Annotated in this window: 23 protein-coding genes; 14 read left to right on the top strand and 9 right to left on the bottom strand. The window is 68.6% G+C overall.

All coding sequences use genetic code 11. The features are described 5' to 3' along the window. Positions 1-53: 53 nt before the first annotated feature. A complete protein-coding gene (locus tag ABZS29_RS16495; protein ID WP_355462636.1) occupies positions 54-2,675 on the top strand; it encodes a YfhO family protein in 2,622 nt (873 codons plus the stop codon). Between the two features lies 1 nt (position 2,676). Here ABZS29_RS16495 and ABZS29_RS16500 read toward each other — a convergent pair whose 3' ends face one another. Further along, the gene (locus ABZS29_RS16500) at positions 2,677-3,111 is read right to left on the bottom strand and encodes an Rrf2 family transcriptional regulator (protein ID WP_355462638.1); all 435 of its coding nucleotides are present in this window, start codon (positions 3,109-3,111) and stop codon (positions 2,677-2,679) included. A 78-nt stretch (positions 3,112-3,189) separates the two neighbouring features. Here ABZS29_RS16500 and ABZS29_RS16505 point away from each other — a divergent pair, with 78 nt between their 5' ends. Continuing rightward, the gene (locus tag ABZS29_RS16505) at positions 3,190-3,936 is read left to right on the top strand and encodes an SDR family oxidoreductase (RefSeq protein WP_355462639.1); all 747 of its coding nucleotides are present in this window, start codon (positions 3,190-3,192) and stop codon (positions 3,934-3,936) included. Here ABZS29_RS16505 and ABZS29_RS16510 read toward each other — a convergent pair. After that, positions 3,933-4,838, bottom strand: coding sequence for an alpha/beta hydrolase (locus ABZS29_RS16510; RefSeq protein WP_355462641.1), 906 nt, complete (start codon positions 4,836-4,838; stop codon positions 3,933-3,935). The genes ABZS29_RS16505 and ABZS29_RS16510 overlap by 4 nt on opposite strands. Before the next feature lie 128 nt (positions 4,839-4,966). Here ABZS29_RS16510 and ABZS29_RS16515 point away from each other — a divergent pair, with 128 nt between their 5' ends. After that, a complete protein-coding gene (locus ABZS29_RS16515) occupies positions 4,967-5,797 on the top strand; it encodes a helix-turn-helix domain-containing protein (RefSeq protein WP_355462643.1) in 831 nt (276 codons plus the stop codon). On the opposite strand, the gene ABZS29_RS16520 is transcribed toward ABZS29_RS16515, so the two are convergent. Both ABZS29_RS16520 and ABZS29_RS16525 read right to left on the bottom strand, forming a co-directional pair. Further along, positions 5,778-6,971: an MFS transporter gene (locus ABZS29_RS16520; RefSeq protein WP_355462645.1), complete on the bottom strand. Its 1,194-nt coding sequence runs from the start codon at positions 6,969-6,971 to the stop codon at positions 5,778-5,780. The two genes, ABZS29_RS16515 and ABZS29_RS16520, sit on opposite strands and share 20 nt — an antisense overlap. A gap of 89 nt (positions 6,972-7,060) precedes the next feature. Then, positions 7,061-7,486 (bottom strand): hypothetical protein, encoded by a 426-nt coding sequence (locus ABZS29_RS16525; protein ID WP_355462647.1) that lies wholly within the window; start codon positions 7,484-7,486, stop codon positions 7,061-7,063. Positions 7,487-7,601: 115 nt separating this feature from the next. On the opposite strand from ABZS29_RS16525, the gene ABZS29_RS16530 reads away from it, so the two are divergent. The 4 genes from ABZS29_RS16530 (at position 7,602) to ABZS29_RS16545 (ending at position 12,092) form a co-directional block, all read left to right on the top strand. Next, positions 7,602-8,279 carry a response regulator transcription factor gene (locus ABZS29_RS16530; protein WP_355462648.1) on the top strand — a complete coding sequence of 226 codons (678 nt, stop codon included), beginning with the start codon at positions 7,602-7,604 and terminating at the stop codon, positions 8,277-8,279. A 1-nt stretch (position 8,280) separates the two neighbouring features. Further along, the gene (locus ABZS29_RS16535) at positions 8,281-9,789 is read left to right on the top strand and encodes a HAMP domain-containing sensor histidine kinase (protein WP_355462649.1); all 1,509 of its coding nucleotides are present in this window, start codon (positions 8,281-8,283) and stop codon (positions 9,787-9,789) included. Between the two features lie 115 nt (positions 9,790-9,904). After that, a complete protein-coding gene (locus ABZS29_RS16540; protein WP_355462651.1) occupies positions 9,905-10,642 on the top strand; it encodes a peptide deformylase in 738 nt (245 codons plus the stop codon). Between the two features lie 106 nt (positions 10,643-10,748). Then, positions 10,749-12,092, top strand: coding sequence for an FAD-dependent oxidoreductase (locus ABZS29_RS16545; RefSeq protein WP_355462653.1), 1,344 nt, complete (start codon positions 10,749-10,751; stop codon positions 12,090-12,092). Positions 12,093-12,095: 3 nt separating this feature from the next. Here the strand turns inward: ABZS29_RS16545 and ABZS29_RS16550 are convergent, their stop codons facing one another. Both ABZS29_RS16550 and ABZS29_RS16555 read right to left on the bottom strand, forming a co-directional pair. Beyond that, complete coding sequence (locus ABZS29_RS16550; protein ID WP_355462655.1) at positions 12,096-12,719, bottom strand: VOC family protein; 624 nt, start codon at positions 12,717-12,719, stop codon at positions 12,096-12,098. Next, positions 12,716-13,561, bottom strand: a complete 846-nt coding sequence (locus tag ABZS29_RS16555; protein WP_355462656.1) for an NAD(P)-dependent oxidoreductase — start codon at positions 13,559-13,561, stop codon at positions 12,716-12,718. Before ABZS29_RS16555 ends, ABZS29_RS16550 begins: the two co-directional genes overlap by 4 nt. Positions 13,562-13,590: 29 nt before the next feature. On the opposite strand from ABZS29_RS16555, the gene ABZS29_RS16560 reads away from it, so the two are divergent. After that, positions 13,591-13,938 (top strand): hypothetical protein, encoded by a 348-nt coding sequence (locus ABZS29_RS16560; protein WP_355462658.1) that lies wholly within the window; start codon positions 13,591-13,593, stop codon positions 13,936-13,938. Positions 13,939-13,987: 49 nt separating this feature from the next. Here ABZS29_RS16560 and ABZS29_RS16565 read toward each other — a convergent pair whose 3' ends face one another. Both ABZS29_RS16565 and ABZS29_RS16570 read right to left on the bottom strand, forming a co-directional pair. Then, positions 13,988-16,768 carry a hypothetical protein gene (locus ABZS29_RS16565; RefSeq protein WP_355462660.1) on the bottom strand — a complete coding sequence of 927 codons (2,781 nt, stop codon included), beginning with the start codon at positions 16,766-16,768 and terminating at the stop codon, positions 13,988-13,990. Continuing rightward, positions 16,765-17,349, bottom strand: coding sequence for a hypothetical protein (locus ABZS29_RS16570; protein ID WP_355462661.1), 585 nt, complete (start codon positions 17,347-17,349; stop codon positions 16,765-16,767). Before ABZS29_RS16570 ends, ABZS29_RS16565 begins: the two co-directional genes overlap by 4 nt. Positions 17,350-17,568: 219 nt before the next feature. Between ABZS29_RS16570 and ABZS29_RS16575 the strand changes: the two genes are divergently transcribed. The 6 genes from ABZS29_RS16575 (at position 17,569) to ABZS29_RS16600 (ending at position 21,670) form a co-directional block, all read left to right on the top strand. Continuing rightward, positions 17,569-18,000: a hypothetical protein gene (locus tag ABZS29_RS16575; protein ID WP_355462663.1), complete on the top strand. Its 432-nt coding sequence runs from the start codon at positions 17,569-17,571 to the stop codon at positions 17,998-18,000. Continuing rightward, on the top strand, positions 17,997-19,226 hold the full coding sequence (locus ABZS29_RS16580) for a divalent metal cation transporter (RefSeq protein WP_355462664.1): 1,230 nt from the start codon (positions 17,997-17,999) through the stop codon (positions 19,224-19,226). Before ABZS29_RS16575 ends, ABZS29_RS16580 begins: the two co-directional genes overlap by 4 nt. A gap of 1 nt (position 19,227) precedes the next feature. After that, positions 19,228-19,521 (top strand): hypothetical protein, encoded by a 294-nt coding sequence (locus tag ABZS29_RS16585; RefSeq protein ID WP_355462666.1) that lies wholly within the window; start codon positions 19,228-19,230, stop codon positions 19,519-19,521. Continuing rightward, positions 19,508-19,846: a hypothetical protein gene (locus ABZS29_RS16590; protein ID WP_355462668.1), complete on the top strand. Its 339-nt coding sequence runs from the start codon at positions 19,508-19,510 to the stop codon at positions 19,844-19,846. The genes ABZS29_RS16585 and ABZS29_RS16590 overlap by 14 nt, the downstream gene beginning before the upstream one ends. Positions 19,847-19,913: 67 nt before the next feature. Next, complete coding sequence (locus ABZS29_RS16595) at positions 19,914-20,918, top strand: 1-aminocyclopropane-1-carboxylate deaminase (protein ID WP_355462670.1); 1,005 nt, start codon at positions 19,914-19,916, stop codon at positions 20,916-20,918. A gap of 32 nt (positions 20,919-20,950) precedes the next feature. After that, positions 20,951-21,670 (top strand): GNAT family N-acetyltransferase, encoded by a 720-nt coding sequence (locus ABZS29_RS16600; RefSeq protein ID WP_355462672.1) that lies wholly within the window; start codon positions 20,951-20,953, stop codon positions 21,668-21,670. Here the strand turns inward: ABZS29_RS16600 and ABZS29_RS16605 are convergent. Further along, positions 21,633-22,385 (bottom strand): DUF4184 family protein, encoded by a 753-nt coding sequence (locus tag ABZS29_RS16605; RefSeq protein ID WP_355462674.1) that lies wholly within the window; start codon positions 22,383-22,385, stop codon positions 21,633-21,635. The two genes, ABZS29_RS16600 and ABZS29_RS16605, sit on opposite strands and share 38 nt — an antisense overlap. Positions 22,386-22,412: the final 27 nt, after the last annotated feature.

Consider the following 22,412-nt stretch of genomic DNA (forward strand, 5'->3'; position numbering starts at 1 on the left):
TCTCGGATATGGTCGGACGGCGCAGCGGGGTCACGAGCGAGGGATGAGAACTGATGGCGGTAGCCCGGGGGCGAGGGCGCGGGTGGTTGGCGGTGCCGTTGGCGGCGCTCGCCGCCGCAGCGGCGTACATCGCGGGCGGGATCATCCGCGGCAGCTACCCGTTCGGCCAGCTCCCGCGCAACATCCTCGACCTCGGGCAGCAGTTCATCCCGATGCACGCCCATCTGCGCGACATCCTGACCGGTGCCGCGCCGGGTGACTTCTTCTTCAACTGGTCCAGCGGGTACGGCGTGCCCTACATCGGCGACTTCATGGCCTACAACGGCGCCGCGCTGTCGTGGATCGTGCTGCTGTTCCCGCGGGACAAGATCGACCTCGCCCTGTACGTGATCTCGGCCGCCGCGATCGCGGCGGCCGCGGGCGCGATGACGGCGTACCTGCGGAAGCTGCGGCCCAATGGCCCGGCCTGGCTGGCGGCGCTGGCCGGGATCTCGTACGCCACCTGTGGCTGGGCGATCGACGACGGCGGCTACATGACCGGCTGGCTGTACGGCCTGATCGCGTTCCCGGTCATCTGTTTGCTCTGCGAGTGGGTGTGGCGATCGCGGTCACTGCCGTCGATGATCGTCTCGCCGTTCGTCATCACGCTGTTCTGGTACTCGCACTTCTATACCGTCTACATGGCCTCGCTCGGCGCGGCCATCGTCGTGATCGCGCGCGTCCTGTCCGACCCCGAGGGCGGCGACTGGCCACGGCGGATCGGTGGCGCGGTGCGCTGCCTGATCGTGGTCGTGATCGGGATCGTGCTGTCCGCGCCGCTGCTGGTGCCGACCTTCAAGTCGGTGGGGTACGCAACGCCGAGCCCGGACGAGACCTTCCACCCGATCGGCTGGCTGTACTTCTTCGGCCGGCTGCTGCCCGGTTCCGAGGGGGTCGGGAAGACGCCGAGCCTGGCCGTCGGCACCCTGATGCTGCTCCTCGCGCTGAGCTTCCCCTTCAACTGGAAGATCGCACTCCGCGAGCGGATCGTCTGGTCGATCGCCATTCTGCTGGCCATCGGCAGTATGCAGCTCACCGTCACGCACATGATCTGGCACGGCTTCGACGCGCCGAACGGCAACCCGTACCGGCAGGCGTTCGTGATCGCCGGACTGATCGTGATCGCGGGCTGGATGTCGGTCGCCGCCGGGATCGCCAAGGTGTCGACGGTCGTCGTACCGGCTGTTCTCGTCGCGGCGCTCTATGCCTTCGCCTGGAACAACTGGACCTCGACCGCGGTGACGGCGGTCGCCGTACCGGTGGTCGGGGTGCTGGTGATCACGGCCTGGGCCGTGGCCCGGTGGAAGCCGACCAGGCAGGTACTGCGGACCGCCGCGATCGTGATCGTGGCCGCGGTGCTCGTGGAGTCGGGAGCGTCGTCGTACGCGATCGAGGCCCACCGCGGGGAGACCTACCGCACCGGGCGGGCCTGGGGTGCTCGGCAGGAGACCAGCCGGGCACTGGTGATGGGTGACAACGACTGGCCACGGCAGCGGGTCGCGCCGGGCGCGTTCACCACCGTGAACGATCCGATGCTGATCGGCGGTGAGGGGCCGGAGTACTACAGCTCGACGATTCCGGACGAGCTGACCAAGGAACTGCTCAATCTCGGCTTCGGGTACTCGGCGTTCGGCCGGTCGATCGTCGACCCGGTCAACCCAGTGGTCGACGCGGTCTTCTCGGTCGGCGGGCGGCTGGCGCTGGACCCCAAGGGCGACTTGCGGCTGGCGCGCAGCCAGGTGGCGCCGTTCGTCACTGTGCGTCCGGTGAAGCCGTGGGTCTCGCAGCTGGGAGCGCCGTACGGGCTGCAGGAGACGGCGCTGGGCGCGAGCGTCTACACGACGCCGAAGCTGCGGGCATACGTCGACGAGGGTTCGCCGGTCACGGTCAGCGACAAGCAGCCGGGCCAGCTGAGGATCCATCTTCCGGAAGGGCTGGAGAAGGCGGGGGAGTTCCGGCTCACCGCCCGCTGCCGGCCGGGTTCCGAGGTGTACTTGTTCGGGCCGGAGTTCGTCGGTGACGTCCTCGTGGACGGTCACAAATGGACGATCAGCCTGACCACCGGGGCGAAGCGGCCGGGGATCTTCCGTGGTGCGCCGGTTCGCCGGGTCAGTACGGCGGGCCCCAGCGGAGCGGTCGACGTGACGCTCCGAGTGCCGGAGTCGACGAACCTGCCGGACCGCCCGATCGGCTGCCTGGACCGCACCAAGCTCGATGCCGCGGTCAGCACATTGCGGCGGAGCCAGCCGGCCGAGGTGCACGTGGGCGGCCACAGCATCGACGTCAAACTCAACCCCGGGACTCGCGGACTCGTCGTCATGGGCGTCGTCCGGACGCCCGGCTGGCGCTGCCAGGTCGACAAGCAGGCTGCCCGGAAGCCGACCCAGCTGGCCGGCCTGATGGCGATGCCGGTCGGTGAGACCGCGAGCAAGGTGTCATGCGTGTACCACCCAGCCGGTCTGCGCCTCGGGCTCTTGGGTGGAGCCGGTGGGCTCGGCATGCTGCTGCTGACGGTGGCCGTTCTCGAGTTGCTCCGGCGACGCCGCCTGCGGCCCGCTGCTCCGGCTGGTCCGCCAGTTGGCCCGCCGGCCGAGCCGGCTGCTCCCGAGGCGCCGGCTGGTCCGCCGGCCGTCTAGGTCAGCGGGGGACGGCGAGGACTGCCTGGAGGACGTCCTCCAGGGTGGTTTTGCTCAGCTCCTGACGCACGGTGCACTCGATGCCGGCGTACACGTCCTGCAGGGCGGGCTGGATGCCGTGCCCGATCACGCAGCCTTGGTCGGGGTCGGCCCGGTGGAGCGCGAACAGCGGTCCTGGCTCGATCGCGTCGTACACGTCGAGCAGCGTCATCGCCTTGAGGTCGCGGGTCAGTGACCAGCCGGCGCCACCACCTCGGCGCGACTCGACCAGCCCGGCTTCGCGCAGCTCGCCGAGCAATCGGCGGATCACCACCGGGTTGGTGTTCGCGCTGCCCGCGATCTGTTCCGAGGTGGCGACCGCGTGCCCTTGGCGCTGGTACAGGCCGATCCAGGCCAGCGTGTGGGCCGCGATGGTCAGCCGGCTGTTCGCGCTCATCCTGCTCCTTGTCGTCGTAACTAAGTATGTTACCTTGAATCCGAAGTAACCATTCTTGTTACGACGAAGGAGCTGGCTATGAGTAAGGCATTGGCAGGCAAGGTTGCGCTCGTCACCGGTGGATCCCGGGGGCTGGGCGCGGCGACGGTCCGGCTGCTGGCCGGGCAGGGCGCGGATGTCGCGTTCACCTATGTGAACTCGGCGGACAAGGCCCAAGGCGTGGTCGACGAGGTGCAGGCGCTCGGGGCCAAGGCGGTCGCCTTCCAGGTCGACCACGCGGACACGACGCAGGCGCCGGTGCTGATCGATCAGGTCGTCGCCGCGTACGGCGGTCTCGACATCCTGGTGAACAACGCAGCGATCGGCGTCAACTACCGGGTCGACGACCCCGAGGCGGACACCACCGCACTCGACCGGATGCACGCGATCAACTACCTCGGCGTGATCGCCGTCATCCGCGCCGCCGCGCCCGTCCTCCGCGACAACGGCCGGATCATCACCGTCAGCTCCGGCCTCGGCACCCGCGTCGGCCTCCCCGGCCTGGCCGACTACGCCGCCACCAAGGCGGGTATCGAGCGCTACACCCTCGGCGCCGCCCGCGACCTCGGCCCCCGCGGCATCACTGCCAACGTCGTCGAGGCCGGCCTGATGGAGACCGGCATGTCCGCCGACCCCGACGTACTGAAGGTCCTGCTCGCGGGCCTGTCCATCCAGCGCGTCGGCCACCCTGACGAGATCGCCGCCGCCATCGGCTTCCTCGCCGGCCCCACCGCCACCTACGTCACCGGCGCCGTCCTCGACGCCCACGGCGGCTACAACGCCTAACCGGCGGCGAAGAACTCCGCGAGCTTGGCGACGACCGGTACGACGTACTCGGGCTTGTCGTAAAGGTCGACGTGGCTCGCGCCCTCGACCCAGTGCAGCTCCTTCGGCCCAGTGGCCCGCTGGAAGGCCTCAACGCTCATCCAGGCGCTGACGGCTCGAGTGCCGGCGACCATGAGCAGCGGCCGCGAGCCCAGGAGCGGTACGGCGGCGAACGCGTCGAAGGTGGCCATTCTGTCCACCGAACTCCAGGGCATCGTCCCGGCCGAACGGGGGTGCTCGCCGCGCGGGGTGCGGTAGTAGTCGAAGCCTTCGGCGCCGTGTTCGCCGCCGAGCTCGCGAGCCTGCTCGATCGTGTCCGGGAACAGGGTGAGGTCCTGCTCGGCCTCACCACGAGCCTCCGCCGTGCGGACCGCGGCGGCGTGGTCGAGCAGTCCCTGGAACACCGCCGGGTCCTGAGTGCCGTCGGCGCCGAGCCGGAAGACGCGCGCGATATCGGCGGCACTGACGGTGGCGAGGCGGCGGACGCGATGGTCGGTCGCGGCCGCCGCCAGGCCGTAGCCGCCGGACGCACAGATGCCGAGCAGGTTGATCTGGTCAGCGGCCACCGAGCTCTGGGTGGTGAGGTACGAGACGGCTGCCTTCAGGTCCTCGACCCGCTGGGCCGGGTCCTCGAGACCGCGCGGTTTCCCGCCGCTCTCACCCTGGTAGGCGGCGTCGAAGGCCAGGGCGACGAACCCGGCCTCGGACAGCAGGCGTGCGTAGAGTCCAGCGGCCTGCTCCTTCACGCCGCTGCCGGGATGCCCGACGACGACCGCCGGGTGCGGTCCCGCGCCGTCGGGCCGGTACAGGTGGCCGGCGAGCGTGATGCCGTTGCTGTCGAAGCTAATATCGAACTTGCTCATCGAGCGTCTCCGTTCTGAGGTGATGACTTCACCTTCGCGCGCTCGGCTTCGCCGCAAAATCGGCAGTTTTCTGCCTGGGAAGGATTGTTCCCTCCCAGCCGGTGCCGTCCGGGGAAGAGAATGGGGTCATGAGCCCCGATGCCGACGATGTCGGCGCCTTCCTGACCGCGCGGCGCGCTGCTCTTCGCCCGGAGGACGTCGGCCTGCCGCCGACGGCGCATCGCAAGGTCGCCGGTCTGCGCCGTGAAGAGGTCGCGCAGCTCGCGGCGATCAGCGTCGACTACTACACGCGGCTCGAGCAGGGCCGGGTGCGGGCTTCCGCCTCGGTGCTGTCCACGCTGGCTCGCGCACTCCGCCTCGACGACGACCAGCAGACCTACCTGTACGCCGTCGCCGGCAAGAACGACGCCCGCCCGCGGCGCCGCCGTACGGTGCAGAAGGTTCGGCCGGCGATGCTGCGGTTGCTCGAACAGATCACCGAGACGCCGGCCGTTGTCCTGGGCAAGCGGCTGGACATCCTTGCCTGGAACCAGGCGGCTGTTGCCCTGTACACCGACTTCGCCGAGCTGCCTGTTGCCCAACGCAACTACTTGCGGTTGCTGTTCGAGCACCCGGCCGTCCGCGGGCTGCATACGGAGTGGGCGCACGACGCGCGGGAGGCCGTTGCCGCGCTGCGGATGGAAGCTGTCGCCGACCCGGACGACCCTGACCTGGCGCGATTGGTCGGCGAGCTGTCCGTTCAGGACCCCGATTTCCGCTCGTGGTGGGCCGAACACCACGTCAGCACCGGCAACTACGGCACCAAGCACTACCTGCACCCGGTCGTCGGTGCCCTGAGGCTCGACTGCGATCTCTGGACCAGCCCGGACGGGCCGGCGCAACGCCTGATGGTGCTGACCGCGCCCGCGGACAGCCCGTCGTACGACGCCTTGCGGAAGCTCAGCGGGTGCGGAGGCTGAGGACGACGAAGCCGATGGCGGCGAGGGTGGTGAGGGCGGCAGGGACGAAGAAGACCTGGGGGAGGCCGATGGCGGCGACGCCGATGCCGCCGATCGCGCCGCCGATGGCGGAGCCGACAGGGATGGCGCCGAGGAAGACGCCGGAGGCGGTGCCGACGCCTTCGGGGTAGAGGTCCTGGGCGATCGAGACCCCGATGGCGGCGACGCAGGCCCACAGGCCGGCGGTGAGGGCTTGGCCCAGGAAGAGCATGCCGACGCCGGTGCTGGTGGCGAAGGCGAGGTTGCCGGAGAGGCCGAGTACGACGCCGCCGGTCATCACGGGGAGGCCGCCGAAGCGGTCGGCGAGGCGGGCGACGACGGGCAGCATCAGCAGCTCGATCAGGGGCTGGATGCCGATCACCGCGCCGCGGACCGAGTCGGACAGCTGCAGTTCGTCGGCCATGTAGATCGGGAGGTAGCCGAACTTGATGGTGTCGCCGGTCATCGCCAGCACGCAGAGCCCGGTGAACGTCAGCAGCGGCAGCATGTGGGTGATCTCGCGCTTGCCGGGTGCTCGGAGGGTCGACTTCGGCGCCTGGAAGCGCTCGATGCGCTGGCGGCCGAACGGGATGATCTGCGCGAACACGCAGATCGCGGTCGCCACGAGCAGCGAGCGGAGGCCGAACACGCCGCCGTACCAGCTGCCGAGGACCGGGCCGAGGATCCAGCCGATCGTGAAGCCCATCCGGACGGTGGCGACCACCCGGTTGTCGGCTCGGGTCGGGTTGCGGCTGAGCTCGTCGCGGCAGGCGGCGAAGAGTTGCGCCATCGAACCGCCGCCGATGCTGAGGACGACGACGCTGATCACGAACGGCTGCCAGACGGCGTGGGCGGACGCCATGGCCAGCCAGCCGGCGGTGCCGACGAGAGCGCAGATCCGGAGCAGCCGGAGGCGGTCGTGGCTGCGGTCGGACAGGCGGCCGAGCAGGTACCCGGCGATCGGGGCGGCGAGGTTGGTGACGTAGTAGAGGCCGGCCACAGGGAGCGGCGTACCGAGGTCGCGGACCAGGAAGAGCGTCAGCTGGGGTGTCGCCGCCGACATTCCGATCCCGGCGATCAGCAACGACAGGAACGCCGCCCGGTAGAACCTCGACCGGGCGACGACACGTAGTGCGGACTCGGGCCGGTCGAACACAGTGCAAACGTTATCCGCTGGTCGTGAGGCGTGCGTCGGCGTCTCGCCGTACGAGCGCGGCCGGGGGCTCGGCCGCGCTCGTTTCGGGGTCAGTTGTCGTCGTGACCCGAGCGGTCGTCGTCGTGGCGGTCGCCGCCGTGGTCGTCGTTCCGGTCGTCCGCGCTGTCGTTGCCGCTGTCGTCCGAGCGGTTGTCGGCGCGGTTGGAGAGGAGCTTGCCGTTGGGGTCGTAGCTCAGCTCACGCCAGCCAGCCGTGGTGTGCACGTCCAGCTCCCACCTGCTGTCGTCCCAGTCGACATCGGTCACGACACCACCCGGGACGTCCTTCACGGCCTGCTCGGCCGCCTTCGCGGCGGTCAGCGAACCGGTCGGTACGCCGGCCGAGCTGCCGGCCGACGGGCTCGCGGTCGGGCTGCTCGTGGCCGGCTTGTCGTCGGACTGGACGGCGTACGCCGTGGCGACGCCGCCGGTGGCGAGCAGGGCGGCTGCGGTCAGGGTCAGTGCGAGGCGCTTCATCAGGCGGCCTTTCGTTCGGGGGAACTCCTTGACGACCACCACAGTGCCGAGGCTGCCTGAAGCGGTCCTGAAGCAACCTGAAGCGGGCTTCAGGTGCGTCTGTCAGGCTGGGGGCATGCGGTTGCTGATCGTCGAGGACGAGAAACGGCTGGCCAACTCGCTCGCGAAGGGCCTGGCCGCCGAGGGATTCGCGGTGGACGTCGCGTACGACGGACTCACCGGACTCGACCGTGCGCTGAGCGGTGAGTACGACCTGATCCTGCTCGACATCATGCTCCCCGGCCGGAACGGCTACCGCGTCTGCGCCGACCTGCGCGCGGCCGGCTCCGAGGTCCCCGTCCTGATGCTGACCGCCAAGGACGGCGAGTACGACGAAGCCGAGGGACTCGACACCGGCGCCGACGACTACCTGACCAAACCCTTCTCGTACGTCGTCCTGCTCGCCCGCATCCGCGCATTGCTCCGCCGACGGACCCGGGGTGCCGCTCCGGTGATCGAGCTCGGCGACCTGCGGATCGAGCCCGCCGCACACCGGGTCTACCGCGGCTCCGACGAGATTGAGCTGACGGCGAAGGAGTACGCCGTACTGGAGCATCTGGCCACGAACGCCGGTCAGGTGGTGTCCAAGACGCAGATCCTCGACCACGTCTGGGACGCGGCGTACGACGGCGATCCGAACATCATCGAGGTCTATGTCAGCGCACTCCGCCGCAAGCTGGATGCGCCGTTCGGTCGCAAGGCGATCACCACGGTCCGCGGCTCGGGGTATCGGCTGGCTCGGGACGGTGGCTGACATGCGCGGCTCACTCCGCACCCGAACCACCGTCGCCGCCACCGCGGTGGTTGCCGTCGCGCTCGTGATCGCGGGATTGGCCGTCGTACTGCTGCTGCGCGCGAACCTCGCCAGCCAGGCGCAGCTGCAAGCCGAAGTCACCGCGCGTCAGCTGGCCTCGCAGCTCGCCGGCGGTACGGCGGTCGCCAAGCTGGACCTGGACGACGAGCGCCCGGTGCGTATCACCGATGCCAACGGCAAACTCCTCGCGGCCTCGGAAAAGCTGACGGCGATCAACAACACTCCCATCCAGTTGCCCCGGGCAACATCAAAGCCCGCCAGCAACCCGACCGCGCCCACCCCATCCTCCTCGGCGACGCGGCCTCCCACCCCCTCGTCCACGGTCTCCAGCGACGACGACGGCGACGACGGGGACGACCACAAGGGGCGCGGGAGTGACGATCCGGATGACGACGACACGCCCACCCCGCAACCCCAGCCGGGGCGGGTGGCTGAGGGGGACGCCGACTACTCCACCGGCTCGGCGACGGTTGACGGGCGGACGGCGGAGTACCGGTTCGCGGCGCTGAAGGTCACGTTGCCGGCGGGCGCAGGAGAGGTGACCGTGCAGGCAGGCGCCGAGCTGGCGACGGCGCGGGATGCGGTGCAGTCGGTGAGCCGGACGATGCTGATCGGGCTGCCGCTGCTGCTGGCGGTCGTTGCCTTGGTCACCTGGATGGTCACGCGCCGCGCGCTGGCACCGGTCGAGGCGATCCGGGCCGAGCTCGCCGGGATCACCGCCGCCCGCGACCTGCGCCGACGTGTTCCGGTACCGGACTCGCGCGACGAGGTGGCCCGCCTCGCCCGGACGACGAACGATACGTTGACCGCTCTGGAGGCCTCGGTCGCCCAGCAACGCGGTTTCGTCGCGGACGCCTCGCACGAACTCCGCAGCCCGATCGCCTCGCTGCGCACTCAACTCGAGGTCGCCGCCGCGCACCCCGAACTGCTCGAGCTGGACGAATTGATCGCCGACACCGTCCGTCTCCAGCACCTCGCCGCGGACCTGCTGCTGCTCGCCCGCCTCGACGCCGGCGACCACCCCGACCCCGAGCGCATCGAGGTCTCGGACCTCGTCCGCGACGCGATCGAAGGCCGCACCGCCCGCCTCGACCTCACCGGCGAACCAGTTGTCCTAGGCAACAAAACGCGACTGGCGCGCGTCCTGGCCAACCTGCTCGACAACGCCGAACGCCATGCCGACCACGAGATCCGCGTCGTCGTCAGAGCGATCGACGGTCAGGCGGTCATCCAGGTGCAGGACGATGGTCCCGGCGTACCGGAGGCCGACCGGGAGCGGATCTTCGAGCGCTTCGTCCGCCTCGACGACGCCCGCAGCCGCGACGAGGGCGGCGCCGGCCTCGGCCTGGCGATCGCCCGCGACCTGGCCCAGGCCCACAACGGCACCCTCACCGTCACCACGTCGCCGGCCGGCGGCGCCTCCTTCGACCTCCGCCTCCCCCTCGCGTAGCGAAGAACACGTAGTAGTCCTCCACGCAACGCGTCCCCCCGCTTGGCCTCGCCGGGCCGCGTCCACAAGGCGGCACCTCTCCGTGTTCTTACCGACAGCCCGGCAGAATGTGCGGATGGCACTGACCCGGCGTACCTTGCTCACCGGTGCTGCGGCGTTGCCGCTCGCCGGTTCCGCCCCGACAGCCTCAGGAGTTGGCGACCACACGATGACCGATGCGCACACGGTGAAGAACCTGATCGAGGAGCTCGTCGAGAAGTACGGCGACGGTGGCGTGGCGCCGATCGTGTCGCTCGGGGACCCAGTACTGCGACAGGTCGCGGAACCGTTCGACGGGCAGGTGGACGACAACGTCCTGGCCGAGTTCATCGCGCTCATGCAGCGGACGATGCGAGCGGCACCCGGCGTCGGCGTGGCTGCGCCGCAGATCGGCGTACCGGTGCAGATCGCCGTACTGGAGGATCCGGCGACGGTTCCGGCCGAGGTCGCGGAGGCGCGGCACCGCTACAAGCTGGAGTTCTTCGCCGCGATCAACCCGGCCTACCGCTCGGCCGGGCACGAGCGCCGCGGTTTCTACGAGGGCTGCCTGAGCATGCCTGGCTACACCGGCGTGGTGAACCGCTACTTCGCCGTCGACGCCAAGTACGTCGACCCGGCCGGCCAGACCCACCGCAAGACGTTCGAAGGCTGGCAGGCCCGCATCGTCCAGCACGAGACCGACCACCTCCGCGGCACGGTCTACGTGGACAAGCTCGAGACCCGCTCGCTGTGCACCACCGAGAACTACAGCACCCACTGGGCCGACCCGGTCCCCACCCGCGCCGCGAAGGCCCTCGGCTTCCACCTCGACTAACACACCACAGCGGCTTGTGAAATGAATCTCAAGACGTGGAACCGGCCTGGGTTGTCCTCAAACGCTCGTTAAAGTTAGGGGTACCTAACTCATAGGAGTGTTTGTTGTGAAGGATCTCCGCATCGCCGTCATCGGTGCCGGACCGGCCGGTATCTACGCCGCCGACATCGTGACCAAGGAGCACTCCGGGGCCCGAGTGGACCTGATCGAGCGCCTGCCCGCGCCGTTCGGCCTGGTCCGGTACGGCGTCGCTCCGGACCACCCGCGAATCAAAGAGATCATCAAGGCACTCCACCGAGTGCTCCAGAGCGACCGCATCCGCTTTATCGGCAACGTCGAGTACGGCGTCGACGTGAAGCTCGACGATCTGCGCCGGCACTACGACGCGGTGATCTTCGCGACCGGCGCGATCACCGACCGGCCGCTCGACATCCCGGGGATCGACCTGCCCGGCAGCCACGGCGCCGCAGACTTCGTCTCCTGGTACGCCGGGCATCCCGACGTACCCCGGGAGTGGCCGCTGGAGGCGCGCGAGGTCGCCGTACTGGGTGCGGGGAACGTGGCGCTCGACGTGGCCCGGATGCTGGCCAAGCCGGCCGACGAGCAGCTCAGCACCGAGATCGCCGACAACGTGTACCAAGGCCTGAAGCTCAACCAGGCAACGGATATCCACGTCTTTGCGCGACGCGGCCCGGCGCAGATCAAGTTCACCCCGATGGAGCTGCGCGAGCTCTCGCACTCGCCGTCGGTCGACGTGATCGTGCACCCCGAGGGCTTCGAGATCGACGAGGCCAGCCAGGCCGCGATCAGCTCCAGCAAGAGCACCCGCCTGGTCGTCGACACTCTGCTCAAGCACCTCGACGCCGAGCCGACCGGCGCTCCGCACCGGATCCACATCCACCTGTGCCACGCCCCGGTCGAGGTGCTCGGCACCGACCGCGTCGAGGGTCTGCGCACCGAGAAGACCGAGTTGCAAGGTGACGGCACCGCGCGCGGCACCGGGGAGTACGTCGATACGCCAGTGCAGGCCGTCTACCGTGCCGTCGGGTACCTGTCGTCGCACCTGCCGGAGCTGCCATTCGACCACCAGGCCGGTGTCATCAGCAACGACCGCGGTCGGGTGCTCGACCTGGACGGCGTACCGCTCGAGGGCATGTACGTCACCGGCTGGATCAAGCGCGGCCCGATCGGCCTGATCGGCCACACCAAGTCCGACGCCGCCGAGACGATCGCCAACCTGCTCGCCGACGCCGACACCCTGCCGGCGCCGGAGGAGTCCGACCCGGACGCGATCCTCCATCACCTCAAGGCGAACGGTGCGGTCATCGTCGACGCGGCCGGCTGGGCCCGCCTCGACGCCCACGAGATCGCCCTCGGCGAGCCCCACGGCCGCGCGCGCATCAAGGTCGTCCCGCGCGAGGACATGCTCCGCGCGGCGGTGGGGGAGTAGGCGCTACTCGGGGAGCTCCTGGCCGGTCCGTTCCGCGACCATGTACGTCGCGTACCAGGCCGGCCACTGCTCGTCGTACTCGCCGCCGTGGCGCTTCTCGTGCTCACCGTGCGCGGTAGCAGCACGCTGCAGCGCCTGAGCGAGATCGTCCGCGGACGCGTAGGTCGCTTCAGTCACGCGGCCGGGGAGCCTGGTGGTGACTTCCTGCAGGAGCCACGTGTTGCCGTCCGGGTCCTGGAACGTCGCAAACGAGCCGTAGCTGCCGCCGTTCTCGTCGCGTCCGTCCGCACGGTTGCCGGCGCCCGGCGCAAACTGCGCGCCCGGTGCACCCGGGTGGAAGACCTCACTGATCTCCACACCCAGTTTGCTCAACTCGGCGCGAGCCGCCTCGATGTCGTCGACCACCAGATACAGCCCTTGCGCGGAACCCGGCGCCGCGGTGGTGACCGCCGTACCGAACTGGACCGACGCGGGCGACCCCGGCGGCGTGAACTGCACGATCCGAAAACCGTTGTCGAAGGCAAAGTCGGCGTCCAGCCGCCAGCCCAGACCGCTGTAGAAGGTCTTCGCCCGGTCCACATCCGCCACCGGAACGACAACCGCCTCGAGCTTCAGATCGGTACTCATCGCTCTCCTCCTGTGTACTTCATACCCAGTAGTTCCCCGGCGATCGGCCCGTAGCGGTCGAGGGCCTCCCGATACAGGGTTGCCGTCGATCCAGTGACCGCCGCCGGTGCGTCGTTCACTCGGGCGAACTGCTCTATCGCTTCCAACTCCTCGACGATCCGGTCCATTCCGAACGTCGTCAACAGGTCGCCCGCCAGGTACGCCGGTACGACGTCGCGCACGAACACCGAGTCCGCCGGACTGTCCAGGAGCGTCTCGTGCAGCTGCGCCGGATCGATCCCGCCGATCCGCCCCAGCCGCAACACCTCGCCGACCGCCACCGCCTGGTTGAACCACAAGAGGTTGATCAACAACTTGCTCAGGTAACCGCTGCCATGCGGCCCGGCGTACTTGAGCTTCTGCGCGAAGGTCCCGAGCAGCGGGGTCATCCGATCGAACGTCGCCCGCTCGCCACCGGCGTACACGGTCAACGTCCCACTTGCCGCCGCCTCCGGCCCACCACCGAGGGGTGCCTCCAGATAGTCCACCCCCTGCGCTTTCGCAGCGGCCGCCAGTTCCCGCCCCAACTCCGGCGAAGCACTAGTCAGATCCACCCACGCCGCACCGGCCCTCAGCTGCGGCAGCAGCTCCTGCGCGACCTCCCGCAGCTCCGGACTCCCCGGCAACACGGTGACCAACACATCAACGTCAACCGTCCCACCCCACCGCGCCCCAGCCGCGCGAACCTGCTGTTCCAACTCCCGCCGTACATCGAACACCCGCACGCCGTACCCGGCCGCCACCAGCCGCCGTACCACCGGCATCCCGATGCGCCCCGCACCAACGACACTTACTTCAACCATGTCCCCAACGTAGCGAGGCGCAGGCAGAAATGATCGACAGAGCTGCGATCCACCACGTAGTCGGCATCGTTGTCGGGCTGCTCGTCGACGGCGAGTACGACGTGCTCGAAAGCCTGACGCGGCGCGAGCGACTCACGGCCGATGAGATCCGAACGGCGATTGACGAGTATCCCGGGACTCTCGTTCACCCGCCCTCGGAAACCTGGGGGATCAAAGACGTCATCGAGCTCGAGAACTCAGAGCCGCCCGCGGTCGCTGTTGTGGTCGACCTGTGGACGCTCGAGGAGGGGGAGTCGGACCTGTCCATGGAGCTCGAGCTGGTCGAGCGATACCCAGGGATCCCGCTGCCACAGATCTTGAACATTCACGTCATGTAGTTCGAGGACCAGGTCGTGGCCGGTACCGCGACCTGGTCCTCAGCAAAGGTCAGTGCCGAGCGCGCCGACGGATCATCCCCGTCGCCCCGATCGCCACCGCGAACAACGCCAGCCCCGCCAGCAACCGAATCCAGCTCCGACCGCCCTCACCAGTGGCTCCCGCCAACTTCAACGAGTAGGCAGTAGCGCTAGCGGCGCCGTCCGGAGCGCCGTACGGCATCGCTTCGGTCTTGGCGCGCTTGGCCGCGGCCGACAGCAACCCATACCGCCGCCCGAAGTCCAGCGCGGTGTCAGCGCCCTTCTTCTTCAGCACCTGAGCACCCTCAGTAGAAAGCCGCCCAGCGCCCTCGGGGATCGCAGTCGCTCCATCAGCAGCCGTGGTCAGCCCGTCCGCCAACTTGCCCGAGCCCTCAGCAGCTGTCCCAATCCCGGTCGCCAGCTCCTTGGACCCTGCTGCCAGTTGGTCTGATCCATCGCGAGCCTTGCCAACCCCGTCAGACAGCTTCCCAGTCCCACCGGACAGCAGGAACAGTCCGTCGTCCAACCGCTTGGTGCCATTGACCAGTACGCCGACTCCAGCCTTGAGCTGCCCAGTGCCAGCAGCCAACGTGCCAGCACCGGTCTTCAGCTGCCCAGTGCCGGCAGCCAACGTGCCAGCACCGGTCTTCAACTGCCCAGTGCCGGCAACCAAAGTTTTGGCGCCACCGTCGAGCTGGTCTGCACCGTCCGACAGTTGAGTAAGCCCGGACAGCAGTGTCTTGCCGCCCGCCTGAATCTGTCCGACGCCCGCTTGCAGTCCGTTGATCCCACCGCGCAGAGTTTTGTTCGTCGGTGTGTCTTTCGGCGTGCCGATGCCGCCCTGCACCTTTCCGACCACTGTGGAGACCAAGGTGCTCACTCCGGCGTCGACGGCCTGGAGGCCCTGCTGCAGACCGGGGGGCGCCTTCTCCGGGCAGCCTGCGACGCTGTTGTCCAGCCCACACTGCAGCTGGGTCAGGCCGGGCACGGCCCTGTTGGTCAGTCGACCCTTGAGATACGCCAGCGCCTGCTGAAGTGTCGCGGAGTTCGGCAACGGCGCGTCCAAGTCTGGCGCGTCCTGACCAATAGTGCCCAGCTGGGCGAGCGCAGAGTCCAAGATCAGCTTCTTGATCGGATTCGACTCGGGGAGCTTGTTCGGCGCGCCGGCCGGACCGTTCAGCAGCGCAGCCGCTGCGCCGTAACAAGCCTCGGTGTACTCGTCATCCTTGCCCTTGCTGACCCCCTGGATGGCGTCGGCCAGGCAGTGCACGCCGCCGCGCATCTTGTCGATGCCTGGGCCGGATGCGTTGAGTTGGTCCTTCAGACGCTGCAGACCGCCGAGCAGAGTCGCGGGGTTGTTGACCGAGCCGATTCCTGCGCGGAGCTGCGCGATGCCCGCGTGCAGCGGCTCGGCCTCCTTGGGCAGCGTGCCGATCTGGCCGTACATGAGAGTCAAGCCGTCCTGGACGTCCTTCAGGCCGCCGCCGACCTTGGTCAAGCCATCGATCAGAGCAGGCGCCTTGCCGGTGGCTTCGTCTAGTCCGTTGGCGAGCTTGCCAGTGCCGGCTTTCAGTTGGCCCGCGCCGGCGTTCAGGTCCTTGGCGCCGTTGGCGAGTTTGTTGGCGCCGGCGTTGAGGTCCTTGGTGCCGTTCGAAAGTTTGTTGGCGCCTGCGTTGAGGTCGTTGGTGCCCTTCTGCAGCTTGCCCGCGCCGGTGTTGAGCTTGTCGGCGCCTGCGGCGGCTTCGCCGGTTTTGGTGCGGAGGAGGGAGGCGCCGGTGTCTAGTTCGGCGAGGCCGCCGGCCAGTTGGGCCGCGCCGGTGGAGAGTTGGGTGGCGCCGGGAGCGGCCTTGTTCGCTAGGCCCTCGTTGAGGGATTTGGCGCCGGCGTTGAGTTGGAGGAGTCCGCTGAGGAGCTTTTGGGAACCGTCGCGGAGCTTGATCAGGTTGGTATCAAGCGTGGTGCCGCCGTCGACGAGGTCGACGCCCTTTTCGGCGCCGGTCTGGTAGCCGGAGACGGCGGACTTGAAGCTGGGGCTGTCGAGGGGGCTGACGGGGAGCGCGGTCAGTTCGGCCTCGGGGACGATGGCGTCCTTCACGTCGGCCGACCAGCCGAACTCAGCCGTTGCCGCGCCGACTGGCGGGAAGAGCGTGACCGTGAAGCTGAGTTTGGTGCCGCCCTTGCCGTCGCCGGCCTTGTTGGCCTCGTTCGACGCGACCGAACCGAACTCGGGCGGCAGGACGGTCGTGAGCTGGCCGACCATCGGGATGACGACGTCGACCTGCTCGGTCACCTGCTTGCCGTAGCCGTCGGTGACGGTGACTGGCTCCGACCGGGCCGAGGTGTTCTCGACGACGTAGTGCGCCTCGAGGTGGCCCTTCTTGCCGACCACGTCACTCGGCTTCTTGAGTTGCTTGCCATTCAGCGTGTACGTGACGGCGAGCTTGATCGGGAGGTTCTTCTTGTCGAAGTCGCTGACCGTCCGCAGCCGCTGCTCGCCGTCGACCGTGGTGTCGACGACCATCTTGCCGTTCTTGACCGAGTAGCCGCCCCAGCTGTCGAGGTTGCGCAGGCCCTTGGTCGAGACCGGGTTGATCAGCTTCACCTTTCCCTTACCAGTAAGGGCGAGCTGCTCGTAGATGCGGGCGCTGTCGACCTTGCCGCTCGGGTCGAGCCGGGCCTGCACGGTCTCGGTGTTGGTGACGGACACCGGGTCCGCGGTGGCGGAGGCCAGCGCGGGGGAGGTGGTCAGGACGAAAACAGTGGGGACGGCGACGACGGCGGCCAGTCCCCGGGTGATCCGGCGGGCGGTCACGGACGCTCTCCTTCGGTGGTGGCGAACTCACGGGTCTCTTCAGCGGGCTCGTCGCCGGTGGGCGGAGCCTCAGCCGGTACGTCGGCCGCGGGCGCGCGCCCGGGCCATTGGAGCGAGGTCGCCAGGAACCCGATCCCCGCCGCGAGCAGTACGCCGGTCGCCGCCGACGGCGATTGCGCCAGGAACGCCGGGCTGTCCGCGGTGTAGCTCTCCTCGTAGACCGCCACCATCGCGGCCGCGCCGAGCAGCAGGGTCCACAGCGGAAGCCGGTTCCCCGAGCCCGCCGCGAACAACACGCACACGGCCACCACGACGACCGCGGCGACGGCTCGGCCGGACGCCGAGTCCGGCAGATAGAGCGCCCGTACGGCGAACCCGAGCCAGGCCACGAAGAGCCCGATCAGGAAGCCGACCGCTCGCTGTGCCGGGGTGCGCTCCTGCACCAGCCCCACCACACCCCCCAGGGCGCCGCCGACCAGTGCCACATGTTGCGTGTCCAGACCGAGCGCTTCCCCGACCAGACACAACAGACCCGCGACCACGGCCAGCAACGCACCGCATAGCAAGGTACTGCGCTGCATTGAGTCCTCCACCTCACTGTCGGACTCCGGGACCCCCTCCGGAAAATCCAAGATTCACGTACTTGAACTACCGTTCAGTACGACGCTGATGGACGTTCCTACCAGGCGGTAACCACTGGCGGCAATAACGAACCGATACCGACTCGATATTCAAGTGTTTGAAGGACATGCGTACGGCGGGGTACCGGGTGTCCGATCATCGGAGAATCGAGGTGGCTGGTGCGTCGCTGGGCGACCGCGGTGTGCTGTTTGATGCTGGTCCTGGCCGGGTGCGGTGACCCCGATCAGAAGCTGCGGGACGCGGCGGCGCAGAGCGCTCGCGCGGCGGCTTCCGAGGTCGAGATGACGCGGCTGGTGGTCGAGCAGTTGCAGGCCCACCACTTGTGGCAGCAGCCGGCTGACCAGATGGTCGCCGACGCCGAGAAGTCGCTGGAGAAGGCGGCCAGTTCGTTCAGTTCCCAGCAGCCCTCGACAGCGCAGTCGCGTCGGCTCTACGAGCAGGTCGGGACCGCGTTGGACGACGCGCAGAAGGCCGTCACCGCCACCCGGATCGCGCTCCAGGGGAAGGACGTCGCGGCGGCGACCCGGGAGCTCGCCGTACTGCGGAAGTCGAGCGAGGAGCTGAAGCAGATCGGGGAGTTGGCCAAGTGAAAAAGGTTTTGGCCGTCACCCTCGGCATCCTGACCGCGATCGGCGGGTTCGTCGACATCGGTGACCTGGTCACCAACGCGCTGGTCGGCGCCCGGTTCGGGATGCGGATGGCGTGGGTCGTGGTGATCGGCGTGATCGGCATCTGCCTGTACGCCGAGATGTCGGGCCGCGTGGTCGCGATGTCGGGCCGGCCGGTCTTCGACCTGATCCGGGAGCGCCTCGGCCGGCGGACCGGCATGGTCACCCTGGTTGCGTCGTTCCTGGTCACGTTGCTGACGGTGATCGCCGAGATCGGTGGTGTGGCGCTCGCCTTCGAGTTGGCCAGCGGGGTGAACTATCTGCTGTGGGTTCCGCTGGCCGCGCTCGCCGTCTGGCTGGTCGTGTGGCGGGTGAAGTTCTCCAAGCTGGAAACAGTCTTCGGACTGATGGGACTGCTGCTGATCGTGTTCGCGGTCGCCTTGTTCAAGCTCGGTCCGGACTGGGGCCAGTTGATGCACCAGGCAACCAATCCGCATCCGGTCGGCCATGAGAGCTGGGGCACCTACGCGTATTACGCCATTGCCTTGTTCGGGGCGGCAATGACGCCGTACGAGGTGTTCTTCTTCTCGTCGGGTGGTGTCGAGGAGAAATGGGGCCGGAAGAGTCTGGGCACGATGCGATCGAACGTCTTCATCGGGTTCCCGCTCGGCGGCCTGCTGTCGCTGGCGATCGCGGGGTGTGCGGCAGTCCTCTTCCTGCCGGTGGGGATCGAGGTCGGGACACTGGGCCAGGTGGCGTTGCCGGTCGGTGTTGCCTTCGGCAAGCTTGGGTTGGCGATCGTGCTGATCGGCATCTTCGCGGCGACCTTCGGCGCCGCGCTGGAGACCGTGCTGTCGTGCGGCTACACGATCGCGCAGTACCGCGGCTGGCAGTGGGGCAAGTTCGTCCGGCCGCGCGAGGCCTCGCGCTTCCACCTGGTGATGATCGTCTGCTTGCTGCTGGCGATCATGACGCTGATGACCGCGGTCGATCCGGTGAAGGTGACGGAGTACTCGGTGGTCTTCGCCGCGATGGCGTTGCCGCTCACCTATCTGCCGATCCTGATCATCGCCAACGATCCGGACTACGTCGGCGACCAGACCAACGGCCGGGTGCGGAACTTCCTCGGTATCGGCTACCTGTTCCTGCTGATCGTCGCGTCGGTCGCGGCGATTCCCCTGATGATCATCACGAAGGCGGGGCAGTGAGATGACCGGACGGATCCTGCATGCCCAGCTGCACCTGCTCGACCGGCAGCTGATCGACCAGAGCACCGGGCGGCTGGTCGGCAAGGTCGACGACGTGGAGTTCGACCTCGAGGCCGACCCGCCGGTGGTCTGCGCGCTGATCTCGGGCCAGGTCCGGATCCCGGCCCGGCAGATCGCCGAGATCGACACCGCCGTCAAGCTCGACACCCGCGGTCTCGACCTCACCGCCCACGAGGCCTGGGTCGAGGAGAAGATCATCGACAAGATTCCCGGAGCGGGCCATGCGACTGAATGAGCTTCTCGGCCGCCCCGTCCTCGACGCCGGCGGTACGGCGATCGGCGGCGTCGCCGACGTGCGGCTGGTCCAGGACGGGCCGCTGCTCAGCTCGATGAACAGCGCCTTGCGGATCGACGGCCTGATCGTCGTCGAGCGGCACGCCACCCAGCTCTTCGGGTACGAGCGGCACGTCGGTCCCGCCCTGCTGCGCTGGCTGATGCACCGTCATCTCGGCGAGGTCTGGTACCTGCCGTGGGCTGAGGTGAGCGTCACGGGCGACAGCATCAGCACCCATGTGCCGCGCGCCGAGCTGCAGCGGCTCCAGGACGTGGCACGCCGCTGACCCGCTGGACAAGAGCACCGATCTACGCTCCAATATGCGATATATTGCAATCGCTGAGGAGTAAGAGATGGCCCTGGACGCGTTCGAGCGGTACCCGTTGCTGTTCGGCCCCAGCCCGATCCACCCCTTGGACCGGCTGACCGCCGAGCTGGGCGGGGCGCGGATCTGGGCCAAGCGCGAGGACTGCAACAGCGGTCTCGCGTACGGCGGCAACAAGACCCGTAAACTCGAGTACCTGGTTCCCGAGGCGCTGGCGCAGGGGGCCGACACACTCGTCACGATCGGCGGCGTGCAGTCGAACCACACCCGGCAGGTCGCGGCCGTCGCGGCGAAGCTCGGGCTGAAGGCCGTGCTGCTGCAGGAGAGCTGGGTGGACTGGCCGGATCCGGTGAACGACAAGGTCGGCAACATCCTGCTCAGCCGGATCATGGGCGCCCAGGTCAAGCTGGTGGACGCTGAGTTCGGCATCGGGTTCAAGGACAGCTGGCACCGTGCGTTGGACGATATTCGCGCTGCCGGTGGTACGCCGTACGCGATCCCAGCGGGTGCGTCGGATCATCGGCTCGGCGGACTGGGATTCGCCAACTGGGCTTACGAAGTGGAGCAGCAGGAGCGTGAGCTCGGCGTCTTCTTCGACACGATCGTCGTCTGCAGCGTCACCGGCAGCACACATGCCGGGATGATCGCCGGGTTCGCCGGTCAGGACCGGCCGCGGCGCGTGCTCGGGATCGACGCCTCCGCCAAACTCGCCGAGACGCACGCGCAGGTGGAGAAGATCGCTCGTGCGACCGCCGAGCTGATCGGCCTCGGTCGCGACCTGCGCCACGACGAGATCACCGTGCTCGAAGGCTGGGCCGGCGACCTGTATGGCGTACCGGTGCAGTCGACGCTGGACGCGATCCGGCTGACCGGTCGGCTCGAGGGGATGATCATCGACCCGGTCTACGAGGGCAAGTCGATGGCCGCGCTGATCGATCTGGTCCGCGACGGCGAGATCGGCAAGGACTCGAACGTCCTGTACGCGCATCTCGGCGGGCAGCCGGCCCTGAACGCCTACAGCGGTCTCTTCTGAAACTGTCGGCGCGATCTCGTAGGTTCGCCGGCATGGATGATTTGTTGCTGGCCAACCGGAACGGAGCTGCGTTCTGGCGCGCCCTGGGACCAGCTCGCGGCTACGAGCTGATCGAGCGACCGGGTTTTCTCGCCGCGCTCGATCCTGTCCGCAATGGTCTGCGCGTCGTCATCACATCACCGCAACCGTCCGCAGTCGATCTCGCCGAGCTGGCGGAGTTGCAGCAACGGCCTTGGCCGCGCATAAGCATCGAGGACCCGTACGGCGTGGTCCCGCCTCGTGGGCCTGCGCCGCTCACCCCGACGCGTTCGCCGGTGATGATCCGGCGCGCCGCGCCCCTGCCGGCGCCGGCGGCTGAGATCGTCCACGTGCAGACCGAGGAGCAACTCGCGGCGGTCGACAGGATCGTGGTGGAGGGCTTCCCGCTCCCGCACTTCCAGCCCTACGGCAGTGCCGCTGCTGTCCCTGCCGGCCTGCTCACTACGCCGGGCTTCGACGCCTACCTGATCGCCGTCGACGGCCAGTGGGCGGCGGCCGGCGCGACCATTACGCAGGACGACGTGGCCGGCGTCTACTTCGTCACCACACTGCCGGAGTTCCGCGGCCAAGGCCTCGCCCGCCAACTCATGTACGCCGTGCTGAATCAGCTCGATCCGTTACCGGTGACACTGACGGCTGCGGCGCCTGCGCAACACCTCTACAAGTCGTTGGGGTTCACGACGATCGCTGAAGCCACGTGGTGGTCCGGCTGATCAGCGCGTAGAGGAGGAGGGTGATCGCGAAGGCGGCGCCCGCTCGCTTGACGGCGCCGGTGAGCACGCCTTCGGCGACGCCGGTCCAGGTATCGCTCGCCTCTTGGTAGTTGATGAAGTCTGCAGGTGCCAGAACTGCGGCGGCGAGGAGGGGCGCGGCGATCAGCAGGCCGATGACTGCCCGGCGGGTGGAGTCGGGAAGGCGAGTGGCTGCGGGGAGCGGCGGGGTGGCGTCGGGGGAGCGGAGTTGGGTGCGGTGGTTCCAGGCGTACCAGGCGATGACGATCAGGCCGAAGGCCGTGCTGGCGTACTGCAACAGCCGGGGCACGGGGACGAAGTCGGCGTCGGTCAGGAAGTCCCAGAGCAGATGCGTGCCCGCGCCGATCAGAGCCGAGACGGCCAGCCATCCGAGGTTCGGCCGACCGAGCTTGGGGAGTGTCACGCCGAGCGCGGTGATGGGTGCCCGCAGCAACCAATACGCGCCGACCAGGATGACGGCGTACAGAAGGTCGATCGGCAGGCCGCGGAGCGAGTGCGTGGTGGTGGCGTTCAGGAACGATCCGTACCAATCGCCGGCGTGGGTGGAGCGGATGCCGATCGCGGTCAGGAAGTACGGCGTGTCAGGCGCCATCGAGCCGGTGATCAGCGCGACCGGAACGAAGGGGTGCCGCAACAGCGGGAGGACCGCTGCCGGGTGGGCCAGTGTGAACGGCATGGCGGCACTCCTCTGCGACGTGGATAG

The organism is Kribbella sp. NPDC005582 (genome assembly GCF_040605415.1).
Lineage (GTDB): Bacteria > Actinomycetota > Actinomycetes > Propionibacteriales > Kribbellaceae > Kribbella.

What these genes read in the sequence shown, in the direction of transcription:
- ABZS29_RS16600 (WP_355462672.1), top strand. Translation starts at nt 20,951, where the DNA reads ATGGATGATTTGTTGCTGGCCAACCGGAACGGAGCTGCGTTCTGGCGC.
- ABZS29_RS16605 (WP_355462674.1), bottom strand. Translation starts at nt 22,385, where the DNA reads ATGCCGTTCACACTGGCCCACCCGGCAGCGGTCCTCCCGCTGTTGCGG.
- ABZS29_RS16555 (WP_355462656.1), bottom strand. Translation starts at nt 13,561, where the DNA reads ATGGTTGAAGTAAGTGTCGTTGGTGCGGGGCGCATCGGGATGCCGGTG.
- ABZS29_RS16585 (WP_355462666.1), top strand. Translation starts at nt 19,228, where the DNA reads ATGACCGGACGGATCCTGCATGCCCAGCTGCACCTGCTCGACCGGCAG.
- ABZS29_RS16500 (WP_355462638.1), bottom strand. Translation starts at nt 3,111, where the DNA reads ATGAGCGCGAACAGCCGGCTGACCATCGCGGCCCACACGCTGGCCTGG.
- ABZS29_RS16595 (WP_355462670.1), top strand. Translation starts at nt 19,914, where the DNA reads ATGGCCCTGGACGCGTTCGAGCGGTACCCGTTGCTGTTCGGCCCCAGC.
- ABZS29_RS16510 (WP_355462641.1), bottom strand. Translation starts at nt 4,838, where the DNA reads ATGAGCAAGTTCGATATTAGCTTCGACAGCAACGGCATCACGCTCGCC.
- ABZS29_RS16560 (WP_355462658.1), top strand. Translation starts at nt 13,591, where the DNA reads ATGATCGACAGAGCTGCGATCCACCACGTAGTCGGCATCGTTGTCGGG.
- ABZS29_RS16505 (WP_355462639.1), top strand. Translation starts at nt 3,190, where the DNA reads ATGAGTAAGGCATTGGCAGGCAAGGTTGCGCTCGTCACCGGTGGATCC.
- ABZS29_RS16570 (WP_355462661.1), bottom strand. Translation starts at nt 17,349, where the DNA reads ATGCAGCGCAGTACCTTGCTATGCGGTGCGTTGCTGGCCGTGGTCGCG.
- ABZS29_RS16550 (WP_355462655.1), bottom strand. Translation starts at nt 12,719, where the DNA reads ATGAGTACCGATCTGAAGCTCGAGGCGGTTGTCGTTCCGGTGGCGGAT.
- ABZS29_RS16535 (WP_355462649.1), top strand. Translation starts at nt 8,281, where the DNA reads ATGCGCGGCTCACTCCGCACCCGAACCACCGTCGCCGCCACCGCGGTG.
- ABZS29_RS16495 (WP_355462636.1), top strand. Translation starts at nt 54, where the DNA reads ATGGCGGTAGCCCGGGGGCGAGGGCGCGGGTGGTTGGCGGTGCCGTTG.
- ABZS29_RS16540 (WP_355462651.1), top strand. Translation starts at nt 9,905, where the DNA reads ATGGCACTGACCCGGCGTACCTTGCTCACCGGTGCTGCGGCGTTGCCG.
- ABZS29_RS16530 (WP_355462648.1), top strand. Translation starts at nt 7,602, where the DNA reads ATGCGGTTGCTGATCGTCGAGGACGAGAAACGGCTGGCCAACTCGCTC.
- ABZS29_RS16525 (WP_355462647.1), bottom strand. Translation starts at nt 7,486, where the DNA reads ATGAAGCGCCTCGCACTGACCCTGACCGCAGCCGCCCTGCTCGCCACC.
- ABZS29_RS16590 (WP_355462668.1), top strand. Translation starts at nt 19,508, where the DNA reads ATGCGACTGAATGAGCTTCTCGGCCGCCCCGTCCTCGACGCCGGCGGT.
- ABZS29_RS16515 (WP_355462643.1), top strand. Translation starts at nt 4,967, where the DNA reads ATGAGCCCCGATGCCGACGATGTCGGCGCCTTCCTGACCGCGCGGCGC.